Origin of the sequence: Kytococcus schroeteri, from assembly GCF_002847825.1 — a bacterium.
GTDB lineage: Bacteria > Actinomycetota > Actinomycetes > Actinomycetales > Dermatophilaceae > Kytococcus > Kytococcus schroeteri.
Map to the genome: position 1 here is coordinate 1 of NZ_PKIZ01000113.1, position 336 is coordinate 336.

A 336-nucleotide genomic window follows, 5' to 3' on the forward strand; every position below is an offset into this window, starting at 1 on the left:
ACATTGAGGTGCTGCCGACGGTTTTCGCAGAAGGCGGGCAGTAGACCTAAAATCCGAGGTATGGGACATAGCGCAACCGACCTCAACGAAACTCGAATCCTGCTGTACTACTGCTTCACCCCAATCGACGACCCGACCGCGGTGATGCTGTGGCAGCGCGCGCTATGCGAACAGCTGGAGCTTAAAGGCCGCATCCTCATCAGCAAGCACGGCATCAACGGCACCGTCGGCGGCTCGCTGGCCAGCTGCAAGCAGTACGTGCGCCGCACCCGCGAATTCCCGGGCTTCAAGAAAATGGAATTCAAGTGGTCCGCGGGCTCGGCCGACGACTTCCCG

1 pseudogene is annotated in these 336 nt (G+C 60.4%); it reads left to right on the top strand.

What is annotated here, in order from left to right:
* Positions 1-60 precede the first annotated feature (60 nt).
* A pseudogene (locus CYJ76_RS11765) lies at positions 61-336 on the top strand (hypothetical protein); the annotation flags it as partial.